The following is a 22,513-nucleotide window of genomic DNA, read 5'->3' on the forward strand; positions in this document are numbered from 1 at the left end:
GTTATCGGTGCATATCTTCAATCGCCAGCAAGGAGCGCCAGAATGAATATTTTGCTGTATGTGCGCCTCCCGGCCACGATGCCAAGCAGTGCGATTTTCCGCCGATAGGGCGGGTTTCTTCCCTGAATTTCCTTTTTTGATCCATTGTGCGGCTGTCTCAGCCTCGCCCCTTGAACGTTCGGTTCCCATATGTGCTTGCATAGCGCTGGGATGGCGCGAAGCCGGGAGCCGGAACGCTGACGTTTCGGAGCAATTTCATGTTTGGCTGGTTCGAACAGCGACTCAATCCCTTTCCAAGCGAGGACCCTGTCGCCCCGCCGAAAGGTCTCTTTGCCTTCTGCTGGCATTACAGCAAGCCGGCTGCACCCTGGCTCGGCCTGATGGCCGTGCTGACCGCGCTGATCGCTATCGGCGAAGTGGCGCTCTTCCAGTTCCTCGGCGACATCGTCGACTGGCTGACCAATGCCGACCGCGCCACATTCCTGGAGAGAGAAGGCCACAAGCTTTTCTGGATGGCGGCACTGGTGCTGGTCGGCCTGCCTGTGGTAGCCGGGCTCGATTCGCTCATCATGCACCAGATGATGCTCGGCAATTATCCGATGATCGCACGCTGGCAGATGCACCGCTTCCTGCTGCGCCACAGCATGTCGTTCTTCGCCAACGAGTTTGCCGGGCGTGTCGCCACCAAGGTGATGCAGACCTCGCTTGCCGTACGCGAAACGGTGATGAAGATCCTCGACGTCTTCGTCTATGTTGTCACTTACTTCCTGACGATGATCATCGTGATTGCGGCGGCGGACTGGCGGCTGATGATCCCGATCCTCGTCTGGCTCGCGGTCTATATCAGCATCGTCGCCTATTTCGTGCCGCGGCTTCGCAAGATCGCGGCGGCGCAGGCGGATGCGCGTTCGATGATGACGGGCCGCGTGGTCGACAGCTATACGAATATCGCGACGGTCAAGCTGTTTTCGCATGCGGGCCGCGAGGAGGTCTATGCCAAGGAGGGCATGGACGAGTTCCTCCAGACCGTACACAAGCAGATGCGCAAGGTGACGCTCTTCCACATCTTCGTCTACATGAACAACTGCGTTGCGCTCTTCGTCATCTCGGGCCTGTCGATCTGGTTCTGGCTGAACGGGGCCATCTCGGTCGGCGCCATCGCCATCGCTATCGGTCTTGCCATGCGCGTCAACGGCATGTCGCAATGGATCATGTGGGAAGTCTCGGCGCTGTTCGAGAATATCGGCACGGTCTATGACGGCATGGAGATGATGAGCAAACAGCACGACATCGTCGACAAGCCGGGCGCACCCACCCTGACGGCGAAGAAGGGCGCGATCCACTACGACCGCATCCGCTTCCACTACGGCAAGAGCAAGGGCATCATCGACAACCTGTCGCTCGACATCAAGGCAGGCGAGAAGGTCGGTCTGGTCGGCCGTTCCGGCGCCGGCAAGACGACGCTGATGAACCTGCTGCTGCGCTTTTACGATCTGGAGGCCGGCCGCATCACCATCGACGGGCAGGATATCGCCGGTGTCTCGCAGGAAAGCCTGCGTTCGCTGATCGGCGTGGTGACGCAGGACACCTCGCTGTTGCATCGCTCGATCCGCGACAACATCGCCTATGGTCGTCCCGAAGCAACGGACGACGAGGTGATCGAGGCCGCCAAACGCGCCAATGCCTGGGAGTTCATCGAAGGCCTCGTCGACATGCAGGGGCGCGCGGGGCTCGACGCGCAGGTCGGCGAACGCGGCGTCAAACTGTCAGGCGGCCAGCGGCAGCGCGTCGCGATCGCCCGCGTCTTCCTGAAGGACGCGCCGATCCTGGTGCTCGACGAGGCGACCTCGGCGCTCGATTCGGAAGTCGAGGCGGCGATCCAGGAAAACCTCTTCGCCTTGATGGAGGGCAAGACGGTGATCGCCATCGCCCACCGGCTGTCGACGCTGACGGAGATGGACCGGCTGATCGTGCTCGACAAGGGCCGGATCATCGAGGCCGGCTCGCACGGCGAACTGATCGAAGCAGGCGGTATCTATGCCGACCTCTGGAACCGCCAGTCCGGCGGCTTCCTCTCCGATCACGCCGACGAAGCGGAAGAGGCTGCGGAATAAGATGAATGAGGCCCTCCCTGCGAAAGCGGAGAGGGCCTCTTTAATTCTTAGGATGGCTATAAGCTTGCCGGACGGTTGCTGAAGGCCTGACTGCGTTTGCCCCTTATCCGTTCAAAGACTGTCGGCCCAATCGATCACGCGGTGATGCTCGACGACCACCATGGTGTTGGCGGCGGCGATCGTGCGCAGCGCGACCAGGCGGCGGTGCTCCTCCTGATCGATCCAGGTGGCAATGGCCTCGGCGACGATCTCGTCGCGCGGCAACCCCAGGGCGAATGCGAGGGCATCCAGCCTTTCTGCAAGCGGAAGCGGAATATGCACATCGAGCATTTTCGTTTCCATGGAAGTGGTCTCCGGTAAAGCGCGATCGTAACGTGAGATTGTGACCGGTTCGGGGGCATTCAATGGGTATGCCGCCGATGTTACCATTAATTACCAAAATATAAGGTTTCGGTCGCTTTTCATTCCCTTTGCCGGTCCGGTTATTCCGCCTATATCGCTTCTATGTTCTTAAGCCCCATCCTCCGCCGGTTCGAAACCTGGATCGATCCGTTCCGCCCACGCGCCAATCTCCAGCCGCCGCGCTCGACGCTCGGATTCATCTGGTTCTATATCGGCCAGGCGAGGATGCCGTTCATCGCCATGCTCGTTCTCGGCGGCGCGTCGGCGGCGATCGAGGCAGCGCTCTTCTGGTTTGTCGGGCGGCTCGTCGATATCCTCGGCAGCATCACGCCAGGGGCCGGCTGGAGCGGCCTTCTCGCTGCCCACGGCGGCGAGCTGTTCGGCATGCTCGCCCTCATCGGGCTCGTGCGCTTCGTCATCGCCTTCCTGATCGCGCTGGTCGACCAGCAGGTGATCACGCCGGGCTTCTACAATCTCGCACGCTGGCAATCCTATCTCCACGTCTCCAGGCAGTCATTGTCGTTCTTCCAGAGCGATTTTTCGGGACGCATCGTCACCAAGGTCTGGTCGGCGGGGCAGGCCACCGGCGATCTTGTCACCTCGCTGATGGAAAGCGTCTGGTTCGTCGGCATCTATGCCGCAACGACGCTCGTGCTCGTCGCCCGGCTGGACTTTTCCCTTGCCGCCGTCGTGCTGTTCTGGCTTGGCGCCTTCAGCCTGCTGGCGCGCCACTTTGTCCCGCGGATCCGCCATCATTCCCGCGAAACGGCGGAAGCCGGATCGATGCTGAACGGCAGGATGGTCGATTCCTACAGCAACATGCAGACGCTGAAGCTGTTTGCACGCGACGAGGAGACCGACCGCTACATGCGGCAAGGCTTCGATATCTATCAGGATACGGTGCTGCGCTTCACGCGGTTCATCACCGGCGTCAGGGCCTCGATGGCGCTGCTCTCCGGCCTGATGATCGTGACGATGGCGGGACTGAGCGTCGATCTCTGGCTGCGCGGCCTCATCAGCTCGGGTGCGGTGGCGTTTTCGCTGGCGCTGGTGCTCAGGCTGAATTTCCTGCTCGGACGGTTGATGACGCAATTCAACGGCATCATGCGCAACCTCGGCACCATCCAGAACGCTGCCGAGCTGATCTCCCAGCCTCTGGGGCTCGTCGATCGGGCTGATGCGAAGACCCTGATAATCCGGCAGCCCGGTGTCCGCTTCGACAATGTTTCCTTCCGCTACGGCAAGGGCCATCAGCCGGTCGTCGAGAATTTCTCGCTGACCATCCGCCCGGGCGAAAAGGTCGGGATCGTCGGCCGTTCGGGCGCGGGGAAATCGACGCTGATGAACCTGCTGCTGCGCCTCTACGATATTCAGGACGGCCGTATTCTGATCGACGGCCAGGATATTGCAGCCGTGACGCAGGAATCTCTCAGGATGCAGATCGGCGTCGTCAGCCAGGACACCTCGCTGCTGCATCGTTCGGTGCGTGACAACATCCTGTTCGGACGGCCCGATGCCGGTGAGGAGGGGCTGGTCGAGGCGGCTAGGCGCGCCGAAGCCATCGACTTCATCGAACGCCTGCAGGATCAGCAGGGCCGCAGAGGTTTCGATGCGCATGTCGGCGAACGCGGCGTCAAACTGTCCGGCGGGCAGCGGCAGCGTATCGCCATTGCCCGCGTCATGCTGAAGGACGCGCCGATCCTCGTTCTCGACGAGGCGACATCAGCGCTCGATTCGGAGGTGGAAGAAGCCATCCAGTCCAATCTCCATCGGATCATGGAAGGCAAGACGGTGCTTGCGATCGCCCATCGGCTGTCGACGATCGCCGCGCTCGACCGGCTGATCGTCGTCGATCTCGGACGGATCATCGAGGAAGGCAGCCATGACGCACTGCTTCGCCACGGCGGGCTCTATGCCGAACTTTGGGCGCGCCAGTCCGGCGGCTTCCTTGCTACGGACGAGGATGCGGGCTCAAGGGTCGACGACGAATTCCGCCATGAGGCCAAAATGATTTGATCCGAAGCCGTTCTCGATGCGGCGGACCGATTTCAGCCGTAGCGGCGCCCGGGTAAAGATATGATCGATAGGAATACCGATGGCGCCGGCGCGGATCGGCCATGTCGCGGGCTCCAGCGATGCCGTGCCCAAGCCTTGAGTGCGCATGAGATACTGCACGTCGGGCGCCAAAATCGACGTATTGAAATCACCGGCAAGGACGAGCGGTCCCGAAAGGGAAGGGATGATCTCTGCTAGATCCCAGATTTCGAGGCCGTGGAACTCGTCGTAATAAGGTTTTGTCAGGTGCGCGGCGAGGAAATTGACCTTCTGGCCATCGAAATCGATTGTCGAGATCGTCAGCCGGTTGCGCCAGAGCAGGCCGAGATTCCGGATGCGCGGTTCGATCAGCGGACGCTTCGACAGCACCAGCGTATCGCATTGCTCCATGCCGACACCGCAGCCGATATAATAGGGATAGATCTTCAACAATCGCGGCAGTTCCGACAGCAGCGGTTCGGCCTCCAGGATGTTGACGACATCGGCGCCTGAGGCGATGACCATGTCGGCGATGTCAGGGCCGTTTGCGAAATTATCGTTCTCGATATTGAAGGACATCAGCCTGAACAGTGCGGGGCGGCTCTCCTCCACAGCCGGCTCGACAAATTCGCGCATCATCACGACACCGTGGATGGCAAGGGCCACCGATACTGCTAGGGTCAGCAGGCCATACCAGTGCCGCTTGACGAGAAGGGCAGCGACCGAGGCCACCGCGCCGGCTGCCGCCAGATGAACCTGGAAGCTGTAAAAGAAGGAGAGCAGATAGAAATCGGTGACGTATCGCAGGGAGACGATGGCGAGAACAAGCGTCGTAAGAACGCTGAATACGCAAAAAATCGTGTCTCTCATCCGCTCCGGTCCGGCTCACTGGCATGGCTCGGACTGCGCCTATCACGAGGGCCTTTTTGTTGCAATGCAACATAATGGCAGGCGCGTGTTTGCCTTAAAAAATTCATCCGAAATTTCCCGCGACATTGTGCCCTCATCCCCTTGCCAAGGCTGGACATAATTTGCGATCAAGCATAGAACGCGCCGGATTGCTGGGGAATCTATGGCCGAATTGTGTCTAGAGAGATTCGCCGGTAGAGGGGTAGGGCGGAATTCCGCGAAAATTGCGCAGAGGATGTTAGCCGTGAGCGAACACGAAACGACAAGCGAGGGCACGGGCGAACCCACTCGCCGTGATTTCCTTTATCTCACCACTGGTATGGCGGGCGCCGTCGGCGCCGTCGCGGTCGCTTGGCCGTTCATCGATCAGATGCGTCCTGACGCTTCGACGCTTGCTCTCGCCTCCATCGAAGTCGACGTTGCCAGCCTCGAGCCCGGCATGTCGCTGACAGTCAAGTGGCGCGGCAAGCCGATCTTCATCCGCAATCGCACGCCGGAAGAAGTAAAGGCCGCAGCCGATGTTCCCGTGTCGGACCTTAAGGATCCGGCAGCTCGCAATGCAAACCTTCCTGCCGAGGCTCAGGCAACGGGCGTCGACCGCTCGGGCGGCGAAGGCAAGGAAAACTGGATCGTCATGGTCGGTACCTGCACTCATCTCGGTTGCGTCCCGCTCGGCCAGGCCGGCGAATACAATGGTTGGTTCTGTCCCTGCCATGGCTCGGTCTACGACACGGCCGGCCGCATCCGGAAGGGTCCTGCGCCCGAGAACCTGGCGATCCCGACCTTTTCATTTGTGTCCGATACCAAAATCAAGATCGGTTGAGGGGAGACTGATATATGAGTGGCCATTCCAGCTACGAGCCATCAACCGGCCTCGAGAAATGGGTCGATGCGCGCCTTCCACTGCCGCGCATGGTCTATGACAGCTTCATCGCCTACCCGGTTCCGCGTAACCTGAACTATGCCTATACCTTCGGCGCCATGCTCGCCGTCATGCTGGTGGTGCAGATCCTGACGGGCGTCACGCTCGCCATGCATTACGCCGCTGAATCGTCGGTCGCCTTCAACTCCGTTGAAAAGATCATGCGCGACGTCAACCAGGGCTGGCTGCTGCGCTATATGCATGCCAACGGCGCATCCTTCTTCTTCGTTGCCGTCTACCTGCACATCGCCCGCGGCCTCTACTACGGCTCCTACAAGGCGCCGCGAGAAATTCTCTGGATTCTCGGTGTGGTCATTTATCTCCTGATGATGGCGACTGGCTTCATGGGTTACGTTCTGCCCTGGGGCCAGATGTCCTTCTGGGGTGCGACCGTCATCACCGGCTTCTTCTCGGCCTTTCCCCTGATTGGCGAATGGTTGCAGCAGTTCCTACTCGGCGGCTTTGCCGTCGAACAGCCGACGCTGAACCGCTTTTTCTCGCTGCATTACCTGCTGCCCTTCATGATCGCCGGCGTCGTCGTCCTGCACATCTGGGCGCTGCACGTCGTCGGCCAGACGAACCCGACGGGCGTCGAGGTCAAGACGAAGACGGACACGGTGCGCTTCACGCCCTATGCGACAATGAAGGATGCGCTCGGCGTATCGGTGTTCCTGTTGGTCTATGCCTATTTCGTCTTCTACATGCCGAACTTCCTCGGCCATGCCGACAACTACATCCCGGCCGACCCGTTGAAGACGCCAGCCCACATCGTTCCGGAATGGTACTTCCTGCCGTTCTACGCGATGCTGCGTTCGATCACCTTCAACGTCGGCCCGATCGATTCCAAGCTCGGCGGCGTGCTCGTGATGTTCGGCGCGATCATCGTGCTCTTCTTCCTGCCCTGGCTCGATACCTCAAAGGTCCGTTCCGCCGTCTACCGCCCCTGGTACAAGCTGTTCTATTGGCTGTTCGTGATCAACGCGATCATCCTCGGCTGGCTCGGCTCGCAGCCGGCGGAAGGCCTGTTCACCACGATCTCGCAGATCTGCACACTCCTCTACTTCGCTTTCTTTCTGGTCGCGATGCCGGTTCTCGGCTTGGTGGAAACACCGCGCCGCATCCCGAATTCGATCACCGAAGCGGTGCTCGAAAAGCGCAACAAGACCGCAGCGGTCAAGGCATAAGCGAGCGACGGAAGGGAATAGAAATATGAAAACGCTTGTTACAAGCATTCTCTCGTTCGCATTCGCCGCCGGTCTCGGCAGTGCGGTGCTGGCCCAGGAGGCGACGCCCGCCAACGGTGCGGCTCCGGCCCATCACGCGGAAGGTGAGACCCCGCATTATCCGCTGAAGCATCCGAAGGAGGAGGAATGGTCTTTCGCCGGTCCGTTCGGCCATTACGACAAGGGCCAGCTCCAGCGCGGCCTCAAGGTCTACACGGAAGTCTGTGCAGCCTGTCATTCGATGAAGCTCGTGCCTTTCCGCACGCTCGACGAACTCGGCTATTCCGAGGCGCAGGTGAAGGCCTTCGCCGCGAATTACGAGGTCCAGGACGGTCCCGACGCCAGCGGCGAGATGTTTACCCGCAAGGCGGTTCCTTCCGATTACTTCCCGTCGCCTTTCCCCAATGCTGAAGCCGCGGCTGCTTCCAACAATGGCGCGGCTCCGCCCGATTTTTCGTTGATCGCCAAGGCCCGCTCAGTCGAGCGCGGCTTTCCGCAGTTCGTTTTCGACATTTTCACGCAATATCAGGAAAGCGGCCCGGACTATATCCACGCACTGCTGACCGGCTATGAAGAGCCGCCGGCCGGTTTCCAGGTGCCGCAGGGCGGACATTATAACCCTTATTTCAATGCTGCCGCCGTCCTTGCCATGCCGAAGCCGCTCTCTGACGGCCAGGTGACCTATGACGATGGCGCGCCGGCGACGGTCGACCAGTATTCGAGGGACGTTACCGCCTTCCTGATGTGGGCCGCTGAGCCGCATCTCGATGAGCGCAAGCGCACCGGCTTCATGGTCATGATTTTCCTGGCGATCTTCACGGTGCTGATCTACCTGACGAAGCGCTCGATCTACGCCAATAAGGAACATTGAGCGGTTCCCCGCCGGATTTCGAAAGGCGGCCTACGGGTCGCCTTTTTTGTTGGTTCCGCCCCTGGCAATTGATAAAGTCCAGCCAGTTTCATGCGTTCGCAGATATGGATTTTCCATGAACAATACGATTTCGGAGCTCGCAGCCAGCATCCGCTCCATTCCTGACTATCCCAAGCCCGGCATCATCTTCCGCGACATCACCACGCTGCTTGGCAACCCTCGGGCTTTCCGCCGGGCGGTCGACGAACTCGTGCAGCCCTATGCGGGCACGAAGATCGACAAGATCGCCGGCATGGAGGCGCGCGGCTTCATCCTCGGCGGCGCGGTGGCGCACCAGCTTTCCTCAGGTTTCGTACCGATCCGCAAGAAAGGTAAGCTGCCGCACGAGACCGTGCGCATCGCCTACAGCCTGGAATATGGCGTCGACGAGATGGAGATGCATCGCGATGCTGTCCAGCCCGGCGAGAAGGTGATCCTGGTCGACGATCTGATCGCCACCGGCGGCACGGCGGTCGGTGCGACGAAGCTACTGCGCCAGATCGGCGCGGAAGTGGTCGGCGCCTGTTTCGTCATCGACCTGCCGGATCTTGGCGGCCGCAAGAAGCTGGAAGACCTCGGCGTCGTCGTGCATACGCTGGTTGAATTCTCCGGCCACTGAGCCCTCGTCCTGCTGCCTGCAGCGTCAGTCGAATTCGAGCACGCCGCTTTCGAAGCGGATAACGGCATCGCCGTTTTGATTGACGCCCTCGCAGAGGATGGTGTTGAGGTGCCATCCCGGCCGCGACGCGAGCGCCCGGCTGGCGAGGAAGGCGACGGAGTAGGTGACGACGTCGCCTGCGAAGACCGGCCGCAGCCATTGCAGTTTCTGGAAACCGGGCGAAGGACCGAGGTTCGGCGACGTCTGGCCCCTTTGCGCGAGTGCGGCGCTCTGCCTTTCCCAAAAAGCGAGGAAGGTCCGCATCCAGGCGGCGGTGGTGTGCCAGCCCGAGGCGCAGAGATCGCCGAAGAGGGTGTCCTTGGCGGCTTCTTTGTCGACGTGGAAACGCTGCGGATCGTAGCGCGTCGCGAAACGGATGATGTTTTCCTCGGTAAAAGTGTAGCTGCCGATCTCGGCCTTCTCGCCAACCGCGTAAAGCTCGGACATCCTCATGCTGATGTCTCCGGGTTTATGCCGATTTCCGCGGGCCGGGCGCGCATGCCGAACATGACCGAGTTCTCCGAGACGCAGACGAGTTCGCCGCGCTGGTTTTCCACGTCGTGGCGAAACTTGACGATGCCCATGCCGGGGCGCGATCGCATCGGCCGGGCTTCAAGCACGGTCGAGTGGCCGGACAGCGTGTCGCCGGCAAGCACCGGCTTTCGCCATTCCATCAGGTCGACGCCCGGCGCACCTTCGCAGAGCGAGTTCAGCACATAGCTGTCGGCCATCATGCGCATGAACATCGAAGAGGTATGCCAGCCGGAGGCGGCAAGGCCGCCGAGAATGCTGGCGCGGCCGGCAGCCTCATCGAGATGCATCGGTTGCGGGTCGAATTCGCTTGCGAACTCAATGATTTCCTCTGTGGTCACCGGCTTCGGGCCAAGCGCGAAGCGGCGGCCGGGCTGGAAATCCTCGAAGGAAAGCTTTTCTGCCGACATTCGCTCCTCCCGCCATATGCAGCGCACAATGCTTACAATAGCATCCGCGCGGGCTCAATGATTCCGGGGAGATAAACCGGCATGACTGAACTAAGGTCGATACTCGACGAGGCCGTGCGCCAGGAGCTGATTTCGCCGCAGGCGGGCGTGCGGCTTTTGCCGTTCCTGACGGAGCGCGGGGTCGTCATCGCTGAGGCACAGCCGGCAATGGAAGCGGAGGGGCAGGCCTGGTCGGATACCGAGACGCCACGCTTTGTGCGCGGCTTCCACGATGTGCTGATCACCATCGGCGTCGTGGTGGCGCTCGGCGGCCTCTGGGGGCTTGCCGCACTTTATGCCGTGCTGCCTGCGATCATCGTGCTTTCGGAAATCCTGGTGCGCCGCCAGCGGCTCGCTTTGCCGGCCGTCAGCCTGACGATTGCGCTGTTCTGCTGGACATTCGTGCTGATGTCCTTCTTCTTCAAGCCGGGAACATCAGCCTTCAATGATATCGGGGCGGAGGCGACGCAGTTCGTCGCCGGCTTCCCGATCATTCTCGGCCTCTATTATGCCCGGTATCGCGTGCCTCTGTCGCTGGCGCTCTGCATCACCTCGGCCCTTGCGCTGGTGCTCACCCTGCTATTGCGCCTCATGCAATGGGCGAGCGGCGATCCGCAATTCTTCGCCAACCATCCCCTCCTGCTCGCGGTGGTCTTCCTCGTTTGCGCGCTCGGGCTGTTTGCAACGGCGCTCCATTTCGACCTCGGCGATCGGCTGCGCCGGACAACGCGCTCCGATATCGCCTTCTGGCTTCACCTCGGCGCGGCACCGGCCCTGCTCTTCAGCGTAAGGCTGCTGATGTCGTTCGACGGCAATTTGCTCGATGTTGCTCAGGAGGTATCGATCAAGACACCCATCATTGTTATCAGCGTGGTGGTGTTGATGCTGATCGGCCTTGTCATCGATCGACGCGCCTTCGTCACGTCAGGCCTGCTGTCGCTCGGTTTTGCGATCTACGGCATTTTCCGGCAGGGGAGTGCGACGGTTGACACCTATATCTTCACGACGCTGATCGTCGTCGGAGCGATCGTGCTCATCATCGGTACCGGCTGGATGCCGCTGCGCCGCATCGTGCTGCGGGCACTGCCGGCTGCCATTTCGCAAAGACTGCCGCCGGCCGTCTTAGGGGCAACCCCGTAAATGTTACGATTTCGCCCAAACCGCTGAGCGATTTGGGCGAAATGAATTGATCGGGATAGCGGCAATTTCCGTTCAGGTGTTGAAGCGGAAGTGGATGACGTCGCCGTCCTGGACGACGTATTCCTTGCCTTCGTCGCGCGCCTTGCCGGCATCCTTGGCGCCGACTTCGCCGTTGTATTTGATGTAGTCGTCATAGGCGATGGTGTTGGCGCGGATGAAGCCACGCTCGAAATCCGAATGGATGACGCCGGCGGCCTGTGGCGCCTTGGTGCCGCGCTCGATCGTCCAGGCGCGCGTTTCCTTCGGGCCGACAGTGAAATAGGTGATGAGGTGGAGCAGCTTGTAGCCGGCACGGATCAGCCGGTCGAGGCCGGCCTCGTCAAGGTCGAGGGCGGAGAGGAATTCCTTGGCTTCCTCCTCGGGAAGCTGGGCAACCTCCGATTCGATCGCCGCCGAGATGACGACGGTTTCGGCACCCTGTTCCTTCGCCATGACGGCAACGGCCTCGGTGAATTCGTTGCCGGTCGAGGCATCGCCTTCGGCGACGTTGCAGACGTAGAGCACCGGATGCGAGGTCAGAAGATTGAGGCTCTTGAGGATGACGATTTCTTCCGCATCGAGCGTCGACAGCAGCGTGCGAACCGGCTTGCCTTCGTTGAGCAGCTTCAGCGAGGCATCCATGATCGGCAGCATCGCCACCGATTCCTTGTCCTTGCCGGTGGCGCGCTTGCGCGTCTGCTCGGTGCGGCGCTCCAGGCTTTCGAGGTCGGCAAGCATCAGCTCGGTCTCGATCGTCTCGGCATCGGCGACGGGGTTGATGCGGCCCTCGACATGAGTGATGTCGCTGTCTTCGAAGCAGCGGAGCACATGGACGATGGCGTCGACCTCGCGGATATTGGCGAGGAACTGGTTGCCGAGGCCTTCACCCTTCGAGGCGCCGCGCACCAGGCCGGCAATGTCGACGAAGGAGATGCGGGTCGGGATCAGTTCCTTGGACTTGGCAATGTCGGCAAGCTTGCGCATGCGTGGATCGGGAACGGCGACTTCGCCGGTGTTCGGCTCGATGGTGCAGAAGGGATAATTCGCCGCCTGTGCGGCGGCCGTCTTGGTGAGCGCGTTGAAGAGGGTCGATTTGCCGACATTCGGCAGCCCGACGATACCGCATTTGAAGCCCATGGCTAAAACCTGCTGTTCTTGAATTCCTTGCTGGTGCCTATGGGATAAAGGAGCAATATGGTCAAGTCTTAGAGAGCTTTTAGCGTCGCTCACTTGCCGACAGATCGGTGCTGGCCTATTCTTGAAAGCGACGGAGATTTGGACGTATTGCTGATTTCACCAGAATGCCGGTCGCTGTTCGCATAGACGAAGTTGACCTTTCGGTGACGATGCCGGCGACCAGCTCCTGCCCGTTTGAGGTCGGGAGCCGCACCGGTTAACCGTCAAAAATTCGTCATCGACAATGATTAGATGGTTTTGAAGATTGCTGACCCCATGTCATCAACGGGTGGATTTTTCCGATGAGTGACAATGACATTGCACTGAAACCGAAGGCCAAAGTGAAGCTCAAGCTGGACAAGCCGAAGCTCTACAAGGTCATTCTCGTCAATGACGATTATACGCCGCGCGAATTGGTGATCATGATCCTGAAGGCCGTCTTCCGCATGAGCGAGGAGACCGGCTACCGGGTGATGATGACGGCGCACAAGCTGGGTTCCTGCGTGGTCGTGGTCTGCGTCAGGGACATCGCCGAGACCAAGGCCAAGGAAGGCATCGACCTTGCCAAGGGCATGGGCTTTCCGCTGATGTTCACCACCGAACCGGAGGAATAGGCGTTTTCCGAGGGCCGCCCCGAATATGGATTCAGGGCCGGCGGATCTGATAGCCGGTCTTGTCCTGCACGAAACCGCAATTCTCATAGAACCGCAACGTTGCCGGATTCTTCGAGCCGGTAAGCAGCATCACCTTGTAGCATCCGTCGTTCCAGGCGTCTGCGACCGCGTGGCCGATGACGGCGCGGGCATAGCCGCGCTTGCGATGATCGGCATGGGTGACGACGTTTTCGATGAGCGCATAGGGCGCGCCGTTCCGTGTCAGGTTCGGCACGACGACGCTTGTGACGGTGGCGACGGCGACCTCACCCGCAAAACCGATGAAGACGGTCATGCCGGGCTGGGCCAGGATGGCGAAAAAGCGTTCTTCGGCGATGGCCTCGTCAAGAACCGGATCGGTGGGGTTCAGGTGACGGTAAAGCCTCATGAGACCGGCAAGATCGCCGCGGGCAGCCGGGCGGATGACGACGTCTTGATCCGGCATCGGTCTCAATCGCCCTTTTTGCCGAACATCTTTTTCAGCATGTCGGCCAACGGGCCGGTGGCCGGCAACTTCGGCTGATTGTGGTTGCGGGCCCGATGGATATGTGACTGGCCGGCCGGCTTCTTCTCGGCGTCCTTCTTTTCCTTCGCCGGTTTCTCCTCCTCGGCCTTTCCGCCGAGCGCCAGCGCGATCTTGTTCATCAGCTGCGAATCTTCGTTTCGCACCAGCATGTCGGCATTGTCGGCGAGCGTGTCGAGAAGCGGCTCCAGCCAGGCCTTGTCGGCCTTGGCGAAATCGCCGAGCACATGGTTCTGCACCATTTCCTTGATGCCGGGATGGCCGATACCGAGGCGTAGCCGCCGGTATTCCCTGCCGCAATGCGCATCGAGCGACTTGATGCCGTTGTGGCCGTTGTGGCCGCCGCCGGTCTTCAGCCGCGCCTTGCCCTCAGGAAGGTCGAGCTCGTCGTAGATGGCCACGAGATCGGCCGGCTGGAGCTTGTAGAAACGCATCGCTTCGCCGACGGACTCGCCGGAAAGGTTCATAAAGGTCTGCGGCTTCATCAGCAGCACTTTCTCGCCGCCGACCTCGCCCTCGGCGATCTCGGCCCTGAACTTCTTCGACCAGGGCGAAAAGCTGTGGCGCCTATGGATGGCGTCGACGGCCATGAAGCCGATATTGTGGCGGTTGCCGACGTATTTGCCGCCGGGATTGCCGAGACCCGCGATGATCAGCATGGCCTGTTTTTCCTCGCTAAAGCATGTCGCGCAAAAGTGTGCAGCGGTTTTGCGACAAACGACATGCGTAAAAACAAAGACCTAAAGCACGACAAGCGAATCTGAAAGATCGCGACGCGCTTTAGAACTTCCCGCCGTTCACCACCGCGAAATGAAAGCAAAGTCAAGCGGAAAGGGCAGTTGTCTTCGGAGTCATTCCGACAGGTTCATGCCGTATTTCAGGAAGATCTGCTTCTGGTCGCCATTGGCGATCAGCTTGTCGAGAGCAGCCTGCATCCTGGCGAGCAGATCGTCCGGAAAGTTCTTCTCGCAAGCGATGCCCATTGGCTGGGCGGAGAGCACGGTCACCAATTCCACCGGCTGGTCGGCCTTCAGCTTTTCGAAATAGAGTTCGGAGATCGGCATCATGTCGATGCGCCGGCCAAGCAGCTTGCGTAGCGTCGCATTGAAGTCGCTGGCGACATCGAGCTTGGTGAAACCCTTCTCCTTCAGGATCGTCTCGGTATAGTCCTCGCGCTGCGTGCCGACCGTATACTTCTTCGCCTCGTCCAGATTGCCGGCGGTGACGCCCGAGCCCTTGCGGGTGATCAGGATGTTGCGGTCGATGAGCAGCGGCTCGACCCATTTGAACAAGGGGTCGCGTGCGCCGTTGTGGGCGGTCGCAAAGACACAAGTCATCGGCGCCGTGCGGGCAAGGCCGAAGGCGCGCGCCCAGGGCATGATCTCGATCGTGTAGTCGACGCCGATCGCGGCCATCACCTTTTCGACCTGCTCGACGGTCGCGCCCTTGATCTCCTTGCCTTCGCGATAGTTGAAGGGGGCATAGTCCTCGGTCGTGAACGTCACCGTTTGCGCATGGGCGGTGCAGGGCAGCGCCAGGCATGCGAGAAGCAGGAGCTTTTTCATCTGCATCATCTCCTTGGTTCTTCGTTCACGAGGCGCGTGCGACGGCCGATTGCGAGGCCGCCAGTTCCTCGATCAGCGTGGCTGCGTGCTGCGGACGATGGAAGAGATAGCCCTGGCCATAGTCAAGCCCCATCTGATGGAGCGTGCGGCATTCCTCTTCGGTCTCGATACCCTCGGCAATGACGGTGCAATTCATCTTGTGGGAAAGCGTGGTGATGCCTTCGATCAGCATGCGGCTCTTCTGACGCACGTCGTCGTCGCCGTCGTTGATCGCGCGGGTGAAGGACTGGTCGATCTTGATGATGTCGACGGGGAAGCGGTTGAGGTAGCTCAGCGACGAATAGCCCGTGCCGAAATCGTCAAGCGCGATGCGGCAGCCGAAACGGCGAAGCTCCGTGACGATCAAGCGGATTTGCGGGTTGTCGTGCATCAGCACGGCTTCGGTGATCTCGACGACGATGCGCTCGGGCCGGATGCCGTGGCGGCCGACGATGGCGGCAAGACGGGCCGGCAGCGCCGGTTCGAACTGCAGCGGCGAGAAGTTGATGGCGAGATAGGTATCCTGCATGCCTGATATGCGGGAAATCTTCGCGAGGTTGGCGATCGCCTTTTCCATGATGACGTTGCCGACGCGGACGATCTTTGCCGTTTCCTCGGCGACGCTGATGATCTCGGCCGGCGGCATCAAGCCCTTCTGCGGATGGTTGAGGCGCATCAGCGCCTCGAAGCCGGCAATGCCGCGGCCGTTCAGGGTGACGATCGGCTGCAGGAAGGCTTCGAACCAGTTGTCGACGAGGCCGGCTTCGATATTGGCCTCGATTTCGGCGCGGCTGCGGGCACGGTCGAGCATGGCATTGTCGAAGAGCTGCGCGCCGTTCTTGCCGTCGCGTTTCTTGGCATACATCGCCATGTCGGATTTTTGCAGCAGTTCGGCCGCGGTTTCGGCATGATGCGGATAGATGGCGATGCCGACGGAAGCGCTCAGATGCATGTCGGGGGTGAATGGCGTTTCGAAGATCGAGGCGATCTGCTCGCACATCACCTTGGCGCGGGTTTCGGCGTCCTTGGCCGGCAGCAGGATGGCAAATTCGTCGCCACCGAGACGGGCCGCCTCGTCGGAGGGGGCAAGATGGGTCTTCAGGCGCTCGACGAGCTCGACCAGTGCCATGTCACCGGCGGCATGGCCCATATTGTCGTTGATCCACTTGAAACGGTCGAGATCGACGAAGAGACAGGCGAGTTCCTGGCCGGCGGCATCGGCGGCGGCAATCTTGTTGTCGAGGACGGCTTCGAAGCCCTGGCGATTGAGAAGCCCGGTCAGGTGATCGGTGATTGCCTGGCGGTGGTTGCGGTCCTCGGAGGCCTTGAGTTCGGTCACATCGGTCATGACCGATAGCGAGAGGCGGTCTTGAGCGCCAGCTCCCGCCTCCGATTCCATGATGAGGACGTCCATGGTGCGGCCGTCCAGGCAAACGAACTTGACGGTGACGGTCATGCCGCTTTCGGCTTGGCGGCGCTTGACGAATTTGTCACGGGTCGCGGGGGTGACGAGATTGGCGAAGTTGCGGCCGATGACGGCGGCACGGTTATAACCTGTGGCAAGCAGCCAATAATCGCTGACGGCGGTGATGCGGTCTTCCTCGTCGAGCGAGAAGAGCATGGCGGGCGTCAGATTGTAGATGTCGGTGGCGCGGCGGTGTGCGAGCTTCAGCTCCTTTTCCTCGCTTTCGAGCTTGGTCTGCATCTCGTTGAAGCTATGGGCAAGCCGTCCCATCTCGTCGTTCGACTGCCAGTCGACATGATGGCGGGAGCCCAACTGGCGGGTGGCCTCGATTGCCGCCGTCAGCCGCATCAGCGGCTGGATGACGAAGAAGCGATTGCCGATCAGCGCCGTGCCGAAAACGGTCAGCACCGCGAAGATGAAGATCGAGATGAAGACGACCTCTTCCTGCTTCAGGCCGGAAAACAGGCCGAGCGCAGGATAATAGACGCTGATGCTGCCGAGGTTTTTCGGACCGTCGACGGTGTTGTAGATGATGGCGCGCGACACCTGCACGAGCTTGCCGTCGAAGGAGCGCGGAATGGTGGACTGGCTGACGTCGAGCTGGCCTGACTGGTCACGCACTTCGACCCTGACGATGGCGCCCTGGGAAACGACCGTCGCGCTGATCTGGGTGACGCTGTCCTCATCGAGGTCCCACAGGGGTTTGGCCAGCGCCTGGGCATTGGCGACAAGAAGAACGGAGATATGGTCGCGTATTTCCTTGTCGGCCCGCTCGGAGGAAAGAAAAAGGAAGAGAACAAAGAGGGGAGCGACAAAAACAAGCAGCGCTCCGCAAACTATCGCAAAAAATCTGTTCTCAACGGAATTGTTCATGGTTCCGTCTACTCCCCAGGCCGGCCATATTTGCTGTCGTGCGTTGAGGCGGGCTTCTTCGCAACTGACGGAGCATGCTTTCACGAATTTGTTAAATGTTGCTGAAACGGGGCGTTTCCGGGCAATGAAAAGCCCGCTTTCCAGGGGAAAGCGGGCCATATGCTTTACAAATTGGTCGAAGCGATCAGGCTTCGGCTCCACCTTCCGCAGCAGTCTCGTCAATGCCGCCAGCCGGGGCAATGATGGTCGCGATCGTGAAGTCGCGGTCGATCACAGGAGTGACACCCTTCGGCAGGGTGACTTCCGCGATATGGATGCTGTCACCGATCTTCTTGCCGCTGAGGTCGATGTTGAAGAACTCAGGGATCGCATCGGCCGGGCAATGAACTTCGACTTCATGGCGAACGATGTTCAGAACGCCGCCGACCTTGAGGCCCGGGGACTTCTCTTCGTTGATGAAGTGAACGGGGATTTCAACGGTCACCTGGGTGTTGCCGGAGACGCGCAGGAAATCGACATGCATCGTGAAGTCACGGACCGGATCGAGCTGGTAGTCCTTCGGCAGAACCTTGTGCTTCTTGCCGTCGACGTCGATCGTCGCCACGGTGGTCATGAAACCACCGGCGTGAATGCGCTTCGTCACCTCATTGGTGTTGAGAGCGATGGCAATGGGGGCCTGCTTGTCACCATAGATGACAGCGGGAATCAAACCGTTGCGGCGAAGTTCACGGGCGGACCCCTTACCAACCCGTTCGCGCGCCTCGGCCTTGAGCTCGTAAGTTTCCTGGCTCATGGCTATTCCTTTCGAGGTTATTTGGAGAGTTCGGCGGCGGGCAAAAGCCTTGTTCCGACGAACCGGAGGCGGTATGACCCGACCTCATCCGCGTTGCCTCCAAGGGTGTCTACACGGACCGGTGGCCTATATTATAAGTCGATCGGAAACGCAAGTTGCGGATTTTGGTTGTTTTTTGCCCATATACACGCTTTCGCCAAGGTTTAACCATCGAAAACGAAATCGGCGGCGATTAATAAATCCTGCGTTTACCCGCCAATATAAGCAGGGCCGTCTCAATTTGCCGGTTGCCTCTCATGTTGCGCGTCCTTTCCTGTATCACCGTCGAACACAGCCTTCCGCATCTGATCTTCGCCACCATTATCTGTGTGCTCGGATCGATGCTGTCGATGCGCCTCTTCACCCGGGTGCGCCGATCGCAGGGGCTGCAGAAAACCAACTGGCTGTTTCTCTCCGGTTTCGTTGGCGGCTCGTCCATCTGGACGACGCATTTCATCGTCATGCTCGGTTACCAGACGCCGGTGGCGAACGGCTATGAGCCGACGTTGACGCTGCTGTCGCTGTTTGCCGCCGTCGCGACGACGATGATCGGCTTTGCCATCGCGTCAATCGCGCAGAAGAGCGCGCTTATTGAGGCAGGCGGCGTGATCGTCGGCCTCGGCATCGCGGTCATGCACTATGTCGGGATCGCCGGTTACGAGATCGAGGGTCGTCTCGAATGGCAGGCCTCCTATGTCGTCGCCTCGCTGGTCTTCGCCGGCTTGTTCGGCGCGGTCGCCACCAATCGCATCGGTCGGCCGATCACGCGTTTCTGCCGCCACGGGGCTGCCCTTTCGCTGATCCTTGCGATCGTGCTCACGCATTTCACCGGCATGGCGGGACTGACGATCCTGCCGGATGCCACTGTTGCGGCACCCACCGAGATCATCTCGGACGGCATCATGACCGGTCTTGTCAGCGCCGTCATGATCATCATCCTGGCGCTGGGTGCCTCCACCTATATCATCGACATGCAGTCGACGCAGGCAGCCGTCGAGCGTTACCGCCATCTGTCGCTGCATGACCCGCTGACCAATCTTGCCAATCGCGCCGCCTTCAACGAGCATCTGTCGGCTCTGGTCAACAAGCCGAAAGACATGACGGCCAATATCGCCGTGCTTTCCTTCGACCTCGACCGTTTCAAGGAAATCAACGACGTTCATGGCCACGCCGCCGGCGATGCCGTGCTGCGCGCCGTCGCCGAGCGGCTGTCCAGGATCATGCAGAACGGCCAGTTCGTGGCGCGGGTCGGCGGCGACGAGTTCGTGGCCGTCATGTGCGATTATTTCGTCCGTTCAGACGCCAAGGGACTGGCACAACGCATGCTCGACGAGATCGCCCGGCCGATCGAATGGAACGGCCATGCGCTCACCGTCGGCTCCAGTATCGGTATCTCCACCTATCCCGGACAGGCGGACACTTTGGACGACCTGCTGTCGCAGGCCGATATCGCCATGTATCGGGCAAAATCGACAGCGACCAACAGCATATGCTTCTACGAGCCCTCGATGGACCAGGCAGCGCGCGAACGCAACGCGCTGGCGAGCGAGATGCGGGAAGGATTGGCGCGCGGCGAATTCGAGCTGTTCTACCAGCAGCAGAATGACACGCTGACGCGCGACATCGTTGGCCTGGAAGTGCTCCTGCGCTGGAGACATCCCGTGCGCGGCTACATCTCACCCGTCGAATTCATTCCGATCGCGGAAAAGACCGGCTTTATTATTGAGCTTGGTGAATGGGTGCTGCGGGCCGCTTGCGCGGAAGCGGCGACCTGGAAGAACCCGCTGCGCATCGCCGTCAACGTCGCGCCGCAGCAGCTCGGCGACAACCGCCTACCGCAGATCGTGCATCAGATCCTTCTCGAGACCGGCCTGCCGGCGGCGCGACTCGAGATCGAGATCACCGAATCCGGCATCATCGCCGATCATCAACATGCGCTGCAGGCAATCCGCCGGCTGAAAGCGCTTGGCGTGAAGGTGGCGATGGACGATTACGGCACGGGTTATTCGTCACTGTCGACACTGCAGAGCTTCCCGTTCGACAAGATCAAGATCGACCGCGCCTTCGTCGACGGCGTCGTCACCAACAAGCAGTCTGCGGCAATCGTGCGTTCGACGCTCATTCTTGCGGCAAGCCTCGACATACCGGTGCTTGCTGAAGGCGTCGAAAACGAAGACCATATCGACTTCCTGCGACGGGAAGGCTGTCTGCAGGTGCAGGGCTTCCTCTTCGGTAAGCCGGGACCGCGCTCGGGCATCGAGGCGATCGTCAACGGCGAGGTGCCGGCCGTACAGCAGGAAAGGGTTCTTGCGCCGGCCGTGAAGAAATCCGCGGCCGCGTGAGTGGCAAATTGCCATTCTCTGCCGCAGCTGAGGTTGACATCGGCGCGCTTCGCATCTTTGGATGGCCCGCATTCAAAAAAGCGGCTGAGGAGAAATCGGACTATGCGTCTCAAACTTGTCACGGCAACGAGCTTGCTGGCACTTTGCCTTGTCACCACGGCCCAGGGTGTCGAGATCAATCAGGATGGCGCCAATGCGGTCAAAGACACGCTGACGAAGCTGCTTCCCGAGGATCTGGCGAAGAGCGGCCTGATCACGGTCAATCCGGCGGGGGCGCGATACGAGATCATCTACGATCTGGCGAAGCTGCTTGCCAAGGCCGATCCGGCGACATTCGCGATCAACGGGCTGACGCCGTTCTCGATGTTCGCCACGCCGCTCGACAGCGGGCTCTGGAACATCGAGGGTGACAACAACCTCAACGTTTCCGGCCATTTCAAGGGCCCCGACCAGAAGCCGACGGATTTTTCCTATTCCATCGCTTCGCTTGTCTACACCGGCGTCTTCGACCCGGCGATCAGCTATCTGCGCTCCGGCACCTTCACCGGCAAGGACATCAAGGTCACCAGCAAGTCCGACACCGAGGAAGTCCATGCCAGCATCGCCGCGATCGACCAAAAGCTGAGTTCGACGGACAGCGCGGGCGGCAACGGGCGTATCGATTTTGCGGGCAGCGGCTCGATGTCCACTTTCGTCGAGCAGGTTTCCGGCCTGCAAATGCCGCCCGTTGAAATCCGGGCTGATTCGATCGATTTCGATGCCAAGGTAAACGGCCTGCCGGCCAAGCAAATCCGCGAGATCGTCCTTTTCGTTCTCGACCATCTCGAAGAGAAGGAACTGAGCCCCGAAAACAGCGACAAGATAAAGGGAATGCTCAAGCAAGCCTTCCCGCTTCTTGCCTCGTTCAGCGAAACGATCGGGGTCAACAATCTGACCATCAGCAGCCAGATGGGCAATGGCGGCGTCAAGGCGTTCGATTACAATGTGGCTGTCGACGGGCCGAGCGACGCCATGCGTTTCGGCTTCGGCATCAATGCGCAGGATATCAGCCTCGACAGCCCGCTGATGCCGGCAAGCTATTCGCCTTTCGTGCCGACCAGCTTCGATCTGCAGCTGGCCATTCCGAATATGGATTTCGCAACCTTCGGCGACGCATTCATGGCGGTGGATTTCAGCAGCGCCGAGGCGCCTGAGACGAGCGGCGAGGAGATGGCGAAGAAGCTCTTCCGCGACGGCCGGCTCGCCGTCGAGTTTCCGAAGATCAGCGCCAAATCCGATGTCTACGACCTCGATATGACCGGCAAGATCGAGGGGCGGGTCGACACCGAAAAGGACTATTCGATGGAAGCGACGATCCTTGCCCGTGATCTCGACAAGACGATTGCCGCGGTTCAGGAGCTTGCCAAGACGGATCCCGATCTCAACCAGGTTTCCTTCGGCATCATGATGGTGAAGGGCTTCGCCAAGACCGATGCAGATGGCCGTTCGCGCTGGGACATCAGCATCAGCCGCGACGGCGCGATCGCCGTCAACGGGCAGGTGGTCAAGGGGCCGGATGGCCCGGACCAGGATCAAGATCAGGGGCTGGAGTCAGACCAGGAGCAAGAACCGGATCAGGGGCAGGACGCGGTACCTGCGCCGCCGCAGCAGCCTTGAGCGTTATCAATTGGGATCAGAAATGAAAAGAAGCCGGCCTTGTGCCGGCTTTTTTGTG

General features: G+C 60.4%; 20 protein-coding genes. 10 read left to right on the plus strand and 10 right to left on the minus strand.

Annotated elements, in window-relative coordinates:
* The first annotated feature begins 257 nt into the window (after window positions 1–257).
* Window positions 258–2,114, plus strand: a complete 1,857-nt coding sequence (locus FFM53_RS19620) for an ABC transporter ATP-binding protein (RefSeq protein WP_138386918.1) — start codon at window positions 258–260, stop codon at window positions 2,112–2,114.
* A 111-nt stretch (window positions 2,115–2,225) separates the two neighbouring features.
* On the opposite strand, the gene FFM53_RS19625 is transcribed toward FFM53_RS19620, so the two are convergent.
* Window positions 2,226–2,456: a CopG family ribbon-helix-helix protein gene (locus FFM53_RS19625; protein WP_026159969.1), complete on the minus strand. Its 231-nt coding sequence runs from the start codon at window positions 2,454–2,456 to the stop codon at window positions 2,226–2,228.
* Between the two features lie 162 nt (window positions 2,457–2,618).
* On the opposite strand from FFM53_RS19625, the gene FFM53_RS19630 reads away from it, so the two are divergent.
* Window positions 2,619–4,532, plus strand: a complete 1,914-nt coding sequence (locus FFM53_RS19630) for an ABC transporter ATP-binding protein (RefSeq protein WP_138386919.1) — start codon at window positions 2,619–2,621, stop codon at window positions 4,530–4,532.
* Here the strand turns inward: FFM53_RS19630 and FFM53_RS19635 are convergent.
* A complete protein-coding gene (locus FFM53_RS19635) occupies window positions 4,488–5,420 on the minus strand; it encodes an endonuclease/exonuclease/phosphatase family protein (RefSeq protein ID WP_138386920.1) in 933 nt (310 codons plus the stop codon). The genes FFM53_RS19630 and FFM53_RS19635 overlap by 45 nt on opposite strands.
* Before the next feature lie 283 nt (window positions 5,421–5,703).
* On the opposite strand from FFM53_RS19635, the gene petA reads away from it, so the two are divergent.
* The 4 genes from petA to FFM53_RS19655 all read left to right on the plus strand — a co-directional run bounded on the left by petA (window position 5,704) and on the right by FFM53_RS19655 (window position 9,133).
* Window positions 5,704–6,282, plus strand: coding sequence for a ubiquinol-cytochrome c reductase iron-sulfur subunit (petA, locus tag FFM53_RS19640; protein ID WP_138330388.1), 579 nt, complete (start codon window positions 5,704–5,706; stop codon window positions 6,280–6,282).
* 14 nt (window positions 6,283–6,296) lie between these two features.
* Window positions 6,297–7,565 (plus strand): cytochrome b, encoded by a 1,269-nt coding sequence (locus FFM53_RS19645; RefSeq protein WP_138330389.1) that lies wholly within the window; start codon window positions 6,297–6,299, stop codon window positions 7,563–7,565.
* Window positions 7,566–7,590: 25 nt separating this feature from the next.
* On the plus strand, window positions 7,591–8,475 hold the full coding sequence (locus FFM53_RS19650; protein WP_138330390.1) for a cytochrome c1: 885 nt from the start codon (window positions 7,591–7,593) through the stop codon (window positions 8,473–8,475).
* Between the two features lie 115 nt (window positions 8,476–8,590).
* A complete protein-coding gene (locus FFM53_RS19655; protein ID WP_138386921.1) occupies window positions 8,591–9,133 on the plus strand; it encodes an adenine phosphoribosyltransferase in 543 nt (180 codons plus the stop codon).
* Window positions 9,134–9,157: 24 nt separating this feature from the next.
* Here FFM53_RS19655 and FFM53_RS19660 read toward each other — a convergent pair whose 3' ends face one another.
* Both FFM53_RS19660 and FFM53_RS19665 read right to left on the minus strand, forming a co-directional pair.
* Complete coding sequence (locus FFM53_RS19660; RefSeq protein WP_138386922.1) at window positions 9,158–9,625, minus strand: MaoC family dehydratase; 468 nt, start codon at window positions 9,623–9,625, stop codon at window positions 9,158–9,160.
* Window positions 9,622–10,113 (minus strand): MaoC family dehydratase, encoded by a 492-nt coding sequence (locus FFM53_RS19665; RefSeq protein WP_138330392.1) that lies wholly within the window; start codon window positions 10,111–10,113, stop codon window positions 9,622–9,624. Before FFM53_RS19665 ends, FFM53_RS19660 begins: the two co-directional genes overlap by 4 nt.
* Before the next feature lie 81 nt (window positions 10,114–10,194).
* On the opposite strand from FFM53_RS19665, the gene FFM53_RS19670 reads away from it, so the two are divergent.
* A complete protein-coding gene (locus tag FFM53_RS19670) occupies window positions 10,195–11,292 on the plus strand; it encodes a hypothetical protein (protein WP_138386923.1) in 1,098 nt (365 codons plus the stop codon).
* 72 nt (window positions 11,293–11,364) lie between these two features.
* On the opposite strand, the gene ychF is transcribed toward FFM53_RS19670, so the two are convergent.
* Window positions 11,365–12,468 (minus strand): redox-regulated ATPase YchF, encoded by a 1,104-nt coding sequence (ychF, locus tag FFM53_RS19675; protein ID WP_012758451.1) that lies wholly within the window; start codon window positions 12,466–12,468, stop codon window positions 11,365–11,367.
* A gap of 341 nt (window positions 12,469–12,809) precedes the next feature.
* Here ychF and clpS point away from each other — a divergent pair, with 341 nt between their 5' ends.
* Window positions 12,810–13,121 (plus strand): ATP-dependent Clp protease adapter ClpS, encoded by a 312-nt coding sequence (clpS, locus tag FFM53_RS19680; RefSeq protein ID WP_003541733.1) that lies wholly within the window; start codon window positions 12,810–12,812, stop codon window positions 13,119–13,121.
* Between the two features lie 31 nt (window positions 13,122–13,152).
* Here the strand turns inward: clpS and FFM53_RS19685 are convergent, their stop codons facing one another.
* The 5 genes from FFM53_RS19685 to FFM53_RS19705 form a co-directional block, all read right to left on the minus strand.
* Window positions 13,153–13,605, minus strand: coding sequence for a GNAT family N-acetyltransferase (locus FFM53_RS19685; RefSeq protein WP_425504944.1), 453 nt, complete (start codon window positions 13,603–13,605; stop codon window positions 13,153–13,155).
* Between the two features lie 5 nt (window positions 13,606–13,610).
* Window positions 13,611–14,342 carry an aminoacyl-tRNA hydrolase gene (gene pth / locus FFM53_RS19690; RefSeq protein ID WP_138386925.1) on the minus strand — a complete coding sequence of 244 codons (732 nt, stop codon included), beginning with the start codon at window positions 14,340–14,342 and terminating at the stop codon, window positions 13,611–13,613.
* Window positions 14,343–14,534: 192 nt separating this feature from the next.
* Window positions 14,535–15,248 carry a substrate-binding periplasmic protein gene (locus FFM53_RS19695; protein ID WP_138386926.1) on the minus strand — a complete coding sequence of 238 codons (714 nt, stop codon included), beginning with the start codon at window positions 15,246–15,248 and terminating at the stop codon, window positions 14,535–14,537.
* Between the two features lie 25 nt (window positions 15,249–15,273).
* Window positions 15,274–17,625: an EAL domain-containing protein gene (locus tag FFM53_RS19700; RefSeq protein WP_138330397.1), complete on the minus strand. Its 2,352-nt coding sequence runs from the start codon at window positions 17,623–17,625 to the stop codon at window positions 15,274–15,276.
* Between the two features lie 184 nt (window positions 17,626–17,809).
* Complete coding sequence (locus tag FFM53_RS19705; RefSeq protein WP_003561325.1) at window positions 17,810–18,418, minus strand: 50S ribosomal protein L25/general stress protein Ctc; 609 nt, start codon at window positions 18,416–18,418, stop codon at window positions 17,810–17,812.
* Between the two features lie 296 nt (window positions 18,419–18,714).
* Between FFM53_RS19705 and FFM53_RS19710 the strand changes: the two genes are divergently transcribed.
* Both FFM53_RS19710 and FFM53_RS19715 read left to right on the plus strand, forming a co-directional pair.
* Window positions 18,715–20,799: a putative bifunctional diguanylate cyclase/phosphodiesterase gene (locus FFM53_RS19710; RefSeq protein WP_138386927.1), complete on the plus strand. Its 2,085-nt coding sequence runs from the start codon at window positions 18,715–18,717 to the stop codon at window positions 20,797–20,799.
* Between the two features lie 102 nt (window positions 20,800–20,901).
* Window positions 20,902–22,455 (plus strand): hypothetical protein, encoded by a 1,554-nt coding sequence (locus FFM53_RS19715; protein ID WP_138386928.1) that lies wholly within the window; start codon window positions 20,902–20,904, stop codon window positions 22,453–22,455.
* Window positions 22,456–22,513: the final 58 nt, after the last annotated feature.

The sequence above is a fragment of the Rhizobium indicum genome, assembly GCF_005862305.2.
Lineage (GTDB): Bacteria > Pseudomonadota > Alphaproteobacteria > Rhizobiales > Rhizobiaceae > Rhizobium > Rhizobium indicum.